The organism is Promicromonospora kroppenstedtii DSM 19349 (genome assembly GCF_000515355.1).
Lineage (GTDB): Bacteria > Actinomycetota > Actinomycetes > Actinomycetales > Cellulomonadaceae > Promicromonospora > Promicromonospora kroppenstedtii.
In genome coordinates this window covers 3,358-4,351 of sequence record NZ_KI911654.1, presented here as the reverse complement: position 1 = coordinate 4,351, position 994 = coordinate 3,358, and the positions used below count along the sequence as shown (strand labels likewise).

Below are 994 nucleotides of genomic sequence, written 5' to 3'. Positions count from 1 at the left end.
AGGCGGCCGGCGGCCCCGGCCTGTTCTGGCCGGTCCCGGCCGTGTCGGACCCACAGCTCCCGGGGGTGACCCGTGGATCTGGCACGACGCCGCATCCCGGCACGCCCCGGCTGTTCCTCGACCGGTTCGCGACGTCCGACGGGCGGGCGCGCATGGTGCCCGTCGACCACGTGGGCCCGAGCGACGACGTGCGGCCCGCAGCGCCGTTCTACCTGGTCACCGGCCGGGTTCTGCAGCACTACCAGTCGGGTGCGCAGACCCACCGCGTGGCCGAGCTGGAGAAGCTCGTGGCCGAGCCGTACGTGGAGCTGCACCCGGTGCTCGGCTTCCGCATCGGCGTGCCCGACGGTGCCCGCGTGCGCCTCACCAGCGCGCGCGGCCGCGTCGAGGCGACGGCGCGCTGGACCGACGCCGTGCGCCCCGACACGGTCTTCATGCCGTTCCACTGGAGCGGCGCCGGGTCGGTCAACCAGGTGACGACGGATGCGACCGACCCGATCTCCGGGATGCCGGAGTTCAAGGTCTGCGCGGTGGACGTCTCGATGGCCCCTGCGGAGGCCGAGCCTGTCGGGACCCGGGCGACGTCCGCCGCGCCCGGTCCCGACAAGCTCGACCAGCGGGGTCCCGTACAGAAGGAGCTCTCGACATGAACCTGCGTGTCCCTGTGAAGGTGGTCGTGGTGGGGTTCGGGATGGTCGGCTCGCGGCTCGTCGACGAGCTGCTGCGCCGGGAGCCCGAGGCCTTCGACATCACGGTGCTCGGCAGCGAGCCCTACGAGCCGTACAACCGGGTGCTGCTGAGCGACGTCGTGGCCGGCCGCACCGACGTCGCGGCCATCACGATGCCCCTGCCCGACGGCGCCCGTGTCACGGTGCGCCGGGGCGTCACCGCGGCGTCGATCGACCGCGCGTCCCGGGTGGTGCACGCCGACGACGGCACCCTGCACCCGTACGACCACGTGGTGCTGGCGACCGGCGCGGCCGCCCGCATCCCG

2 protein-coding genes are annotated in these 994 nt (G+C 73.9%); both read left to right on the top strand.

Annotated elements, in window-relative coordinates:
• Nucleotides 1-650: molybdopterin oxidoreductase family protein (locus tag PROKR_RS10545; RefSeq protein WP_036962928.1), on the top strand; the 650-nt coding region annotated here is incomplete at its 5' end.
• Nucleotides 647-994 (top strand): FAD-dependent oxidoreductase (locus PROKR_RS34555; RefSeq protein ID WP_036962926.1); only part of this gene is annotated, 348 nt, incomplete at its 3' end. The genes PROKR_RS10545 and PROKR_RS34555, both read left to right, overlap by 4 nt.